The following is a 4,631-nucleotide window of genomic DNA, read 5'->3' as shown; positions in this document are numbered from 1 at the left end:
CGCCGGGCCGCGTCAGGCCGCCGGTCGAGCCGCGCCGGGCCGCGTCAGGCCGCCGGTCGAGCCGCGCCGGGCCGCGTCAGGCCGCCGGTCGAGCCGCGCCGGGCCGCGTCAGGCCGCCGGTCGAGCCACGCCGGGCCGCGTCACGCCGCCGGCGGAGCCACGCCGGGCCGCGTCACGCCGCCGGACCGAGCCGTGCCGCATCGAGCCCCGCGGTGCCAACCCCGCCACGCGGAACCCAGCCCGCGGCCCCAGCGCCGACCAAACTCACTGGTCGAACAGGTTCACTTCCGGCGTGATCTCCAGCAGCTCGTGCACCGGGCGGCCGCGCCGGCCGTCGATCGTCGTCGTGCGGACTACCCGTAGGCGGGCCGTCACCGGGCGGTCCAGGTTCTCCTTGATCTGGTCCAGCAGGTCCGGCGCCACCGCACCCTGGATCGTCCCGCCGGACTCGCGCTCCAGGTAGAAGATCCGGCGGCGCGTGCGGACCCCGTCGAGCCGGCCGGAGACCGTCTCGTAGCCGACCTCCTCCCGCGACTCCCGCAGGCTGTTGTGCAGCACCTTCGCCTGGTCGGTCGTCATGCTGCGGGTCACGTCCTCACCAGCGGTGGGCGTCAGCTGCAGCCCGATGCCGGTGTTCTTGACGACCGCGCTGACGATGTCGCTCACCGCGTTGCGCACCGTGTCCCGTTGCAGCAGCACCGCGTCCAGCGCGCCGTCGTCGGAGCCGTTCGCGGGCAGGAAGTCGCACAGCTCCTTCACCGCGCGCTCGGACAGCGTCTCGATCCCGTCGTGGATCAGCGCGTCGTCCGGCGCCGGCTCGGGGAAACCGAAGAAGATCGTGTTGCCCGCCTGGCCGCGCTGGATCAGCGGCGCCTTGTCGCGGTCGGTCTGCTGGACGTAGGTGATCTCGCCCTGTGGGTTCCGGATGATGTGCCCGACCTTCGCCGTCGCGTCCTGCAGCGCGCGGCTGATGTCGGAGAACGTGTACGCGTCCAGGTTCGTCGACCCGAGCATCGACACGCGCAGCAACGGCGACCGGGCCGTCCGCTCGAACTTCGCGTGCGCGGCCATCGCCGACGCGCGCGCCAGGTCGTCCAGCCACGTGCCGCCCGGGATCTCGTCGGCGATCCGGCGGAAGTCCATCATCACCACACCACCTCGGGGAACCCGCGGCGCCCTTCGTACGACCAGGTGTTGGCCCACGTCTCCTCGTCACCGGGGAAGCACAGGAACCCGTCGAGCAGACCCCCGACGGGTTGTACCTGATCGAGGTACATCGCGGGCTGCCCGACGATGACCCCGCGCAGGGTCAGCAGCCCGTACAGCGCGTCCCGCACGCGGCCCGTCATGCGCTTGAGGCTGCCCCAGTCGTCCGGGATCAGCACGACGTCGAGCCCGCTGGGCACGTCCGGGGTGCGAGTGATGAACTGCCCGCCGATCCAGGCGCGGCCGCTCGGGATGATCCGGGCGACCGCGCCGAGATAGCTGTTCAGAGCGCTGAACAGGATCTCGCGGGCGTTCTGGTGCGGCGCGTCGAAGACGAGACGTTCGTAGATGTCGGCCACGTCCGCCGGAAGCCGCCCAGTCGGAAGAACCCCCTCCGGGGTCCAATGGGGCAGCGGCATGTCATGAAGTTATCAGCGACGCGCAGCGTCTCCGTTGAGGGTGGCGGTGGGCGACGGGTGGGCCTACCAACAGCTGTGTGACGCTCAGCTCGCCGGGGCGCGGTCGTCCGACACCGGCGGGCGCACCGCGAACGGCTCCAGCTGCGGCCGCTTCGGCGACAGCCCGTCGCCCATCGACTCGCCACGCAGCTGCCGCCGGATCCACGGCAGCAGGTGCGTCTTCGTCCACGCCAGGTCCGACCGGCGGTTGGTGATCCAGTCCGCCCGCGCGTCGACGACCGGCCACGGCTCCCGCCAGTCCTCCGACGTCGGCACCCCCAGCACTTCGGCCGCGCGCAACGCGATCCGCCGGTGGCCCTCGGCGGTGAAGTGCAGCCTGTCGTCGCTCCAGGCGCGCGGGTCGTGCAGCGGGTCCATCGCCCACAGGTCGACGATCTTGGCGCCGTGCCGGATCGCGCTGGTCCACAGGTGCGCGTTGTAGATCCCGATCTTGCCGCGCAGCACGCTCATCACCGGCAGGTGCTTGGTGTCCGGCCCGTTGAACACGAGGACGTCGATGCCGGCCGCGCGCAGCTTGCCGATCACCTCGTCGAGCTGCGCCGCGATCTCGTCCACGTCGGAGCCGGGCACGATCACGTCGTTGCCGCCGGCGCACAGCGTCACCAGATCGGGTTTGAGCTCGAGGGCGATGGGTACCTGCTCTTCGATGATCTCGGCGAGCATCTTCCCGCGCAGCGCCAGGTTGGCGTACTGGAAGCCTGGTTGTCCTTCGGCCAGGATCTCGGCGAGCCGGTCGGCCCAGCCTCGGAAGGTCCCGTCCGGGTTGAAGTCGTTGAGACCTTCGGTGAAGCTGTCACCCAGTGCGACATAGCTGTCGTACTCACGCACGCTGCCGTCCCCTTTCGCCAGCACCTGTGTTGATCGCCCCTCGAACAACTCAGCAGGATGCACCTGTAATCCCGACCTACGCCACCGTCGGTTCAGCGCGAGGTCACAGTCTCTTACGTTGTCGGCCTCCTGAGCTTCTCCATTACCGCCGTCCGCCCGGATCGTGTGGCGAAGATCTCGATGGTAGCTGCCCGCACCGACAGTTTTGGGGCACGCTGTAGGGGTGACCGGACAAGCCACGCCGCAGAGGGAGTCGCTGGGCAGCATCCTGGGTGGTCGCAAGGGTGCGATCGACGCGAGCCTGCCGCCGCTGGCGTTCGTGATCGGCTGGCTGGCCGCGGGTTCGTCGATCGCCTGGGGCGCGGCCGCGGCGATCGCCACCGCCGTGGTGGTCGGCGTGGTGCGCCTGACCCGCGGCGACAAGGCGCGGGCGGTCGTGGTCAGCCTCGCCGCGGTGATCGTGGCGGCGTTGATCGCGTTGCACACCGGTCGCGCGCAGGACTTCTTCCTGATCCAGGTGCTGTCCAACGTGGCCAGTGCGTTGCTGTGGGTGGCCAGTGTGGTCGTCCGGTGGCCGCTCCTGGGTGTCGTGGTCGGGTTGCTGCTCGGCCAGAAGACCCGCTGGCGCAAGGATCCCGACCTGCTGCGCGCCTACTCGCGGGCGAGTCTGGTGTGGTCGTTGCAGTACGTGCTGCGCGTGGTCGTCTACCTGCCGCTGTGGTGGGCGGGCGAGCTGGTCGCGCTGGGCGTCGCGCGCACAGTGATGACCTGGCCGCTGCAGGCGCTGACGATCGCGGTGAGCGGCTGGGTGCTGTACCGGACGCTGCCGAAGGAGCACCCCGGGCTGCGCGTCGTGCCGGAGTCCGGGCGCGAGTAAGAGCCCCCGGCGAGGGGGAGGTCCGGGGGCCGCCCACACCGTACGACGGGCGGCGGGCCCGGCACTCGTGCTCCGCGCACGAAAAACGCCCGGATCTTTGGTCGGTCAGCCCGGACGGCGCGCCGCGGCCTCCCCGAACGCCTCGACGGCGGCGAGCCAGGCCGCGCCGAGCACACCGTCCGAACTGGTGCGGACCTCGAGCCCGGCCAGCTTCGCCCGCACCCGCTCGCCGACCCTGGTGCCGTCGCCGAGGACGCTGCCGACCAGCACCACCGGGGTGTCCTCGTCCGGCTCGCGGGTCGCCAGCGCGGTCGCGACCAGCAGGTCGGCGGCGCGCTCGACGATGTCGGTCGCGGCCGGGTCGTCGACCGCGACCAGCGGCGCGAACCGGGCGAGGCGGACCGGCGGCTCGGCGTTGGCGACCGTGATCAGCCGCCGCCAAGCGTACTTCCGGTCGGTCGCGTCGACCCCGGCCTCGGCCAGCACCGCGGTGGCCAGCGGGCCGAGGTCGCCGTCGCGGCCCAGCGCGGCCAGCGTGGCGCGCACGGCCTCCCGACCCAGCCAGAACCCGGAGCCCTCGTCGCCGAGCAGCCAGCCGTAGCCGCCCTCGGTGGCGACCATGCGGCGCTTGCGGATCCGGCCCGCGATCGAGCCGGTGCCCGCGATCAGCACGGTCCCGTCGGGCGCGTCGGTGGCGGCGGCGAACGCGACCTCCGCGTCGGTCAGCACCACCACGCGGTCGAGGCCCAGGTCGCGCCAGGTGCGCTCGAACAGGGCCGCGACCGCCGGGTCGGTCAGCTTCGCGGTGCCGGCCATGCCGACGACGCAAGCGCTTGCCCGGCCGGGGACCTCGGTGGCCGCGCGGATCGCCGCCGCCAGGTTGGCGACCGCCTCCGCGGGCGGGTGCGAGTTCGGGTTGGCGCCGCCCGCGCGCCCGGCGCCGAGCACCGTGCCGTCCGCGGCGACCGCCAGCGCACGCGTGGACGTGCCACCCGCGTCGACCCCGAGGACGAACTTCATCGCGTCCTGGTCACCTTGTTCAGCCCGCGCGGGCGGTCCGGGTCGAAGCCGCGGGCCAGCGCCAGCCCGAGCGCGATCCGCTGCACCGGCAGCACCTCCAGCACTGGCGCGAGTTCCTCGGCCACGGCGCCTCGGCAAGATCCGTGCGCCGTACTACCGCATCATCGTCGCCGACGCCCGCACCCGCCGGGACGGCAAGGCGATCGAGTCGATCGGCAAGT

Annotated in this window: 6 protein-coding genes and 1 pseudogene; 2 read left to right on the top strand and 5 right to left on the bottom strand. The window is 72.3% G+C overall.

Annotation, left to right across the window (positions count from 1 at the left end):
- Positions 1 to 264: 264 nt before the first annotated feature.
- From ABZ215_RS43325 to ABZ215_RS43315, 3 genes are all read right to left on the bottom strand, one after another.
- On the bottom strand, positions 265 to 1,143 hold the full coding sequence (locus ABZ215_RS43325; RefSeq protein ID WP_237336502.1) for a hypothetical protein: 879 nt from the start codon (positions 1,141 to 1,143) through the stop codon (positions 265 to 267).
- Between the two features lie 2 nt (positions 1,144 to 1,145).
- Positions 1,146 to 1,625, bottom strand: coding sequence for a hypothetical protein (locus ABZ215_RS43320; RefSeq protein WP_027933772.1), 480 nt, complete (start codon positions 1,623 to 1,625; stop codon positions 1,146 to 1,148).
- A gap of 84 nt (positions 1,626 to 1,709) precedes the next feature.
- A complete protein-coding gene (locus tag ABZ215_RS43315) occupies positions 1,710 to 2,513 on the bottom strand; it encodes an SGNH/GDSL hydrolase family protein (RefSeq protein WP_164470592.1) in 804 nt (267 codons plus the stop codon).
- Positions 2,514 to 2,736: 223 nt separating this feature from the next.
- Between ABZ215_RS43315 and ABZ215_RS43310 the strand changes: the two genes are divergently transcribed.
- Positions 2,737 to 3,390 (top strand): DUF3159 domain-containing protein, encoded by a 654-nt coding sequence (locus ABZ215_RS43310; RefSeq protein ID WP_354956749.1) that lies wholly within the window; start codon positions 2,737 to 2,739, stop codon positions 3,388 to 3,390.
- 105 nt (positions 3,391 to 3,495) lie between these two features.
- Here the strand turns inward: ABZ215_RS43310 and ABZ215_RS43305 are convergent, their stop codons facing one another.
- The gene (locus ABZ215_RS43305; protein ID WP_020416987.1) at positions 3,496 to 4,410 is read right to left on the bottom strand and encodes a BadF/BadG/BcrA/BcrD ATPase family protein; all 915 of its coding nucleotides are present in this window, start codon (positions 4,408 to 4,410) and stop codon (positions 3,496 to 3,498) included.
- Positions 4,407 to 4,532: pseudogene (locus ABZ215_RS43300) on the bottom strand (glucosamine-6-phosphate deaminase); the annotation flags it as partial. The gene ABZ215_RS43305 and the pseudogene ABZ215_RS43300, both read right to left, overlap by 4 nt.
- Here ABZ215_RS43300 and ABZ215_RS43295 point away from each other — a divergent pair.
- A partial coding sequence (locus tag ABZ215_RS43295; RefSeq protein WP_354956751.1) for a 30S ribosomal protein S16 occupies positions 4,514 to 4,631 on the top strand: 118 nt, incomplete at its 3' end. The pseudogene ABZ215_RS43300 and the gene ABZ215_RS43295 sit on opposite strands and share 19 nt — an antisense overlap.

Source organism: Amycolatopsis sp. NPDC006131, from assembly GCF_040614175.1.
Taxonomy (GTDB): Bacteria; Actinomycetota; Actinomycetes; order Mycobacteriales; family Pseudonocardiaceae; genus Amycolatopsis_E; species Amycolatopsis_E tucumanensis.
The sequence above is the reverse complement of the archived record's forward strand: the minus strand, read 5'-3'. Positions and strand labels throughout refer to the sequence as shown.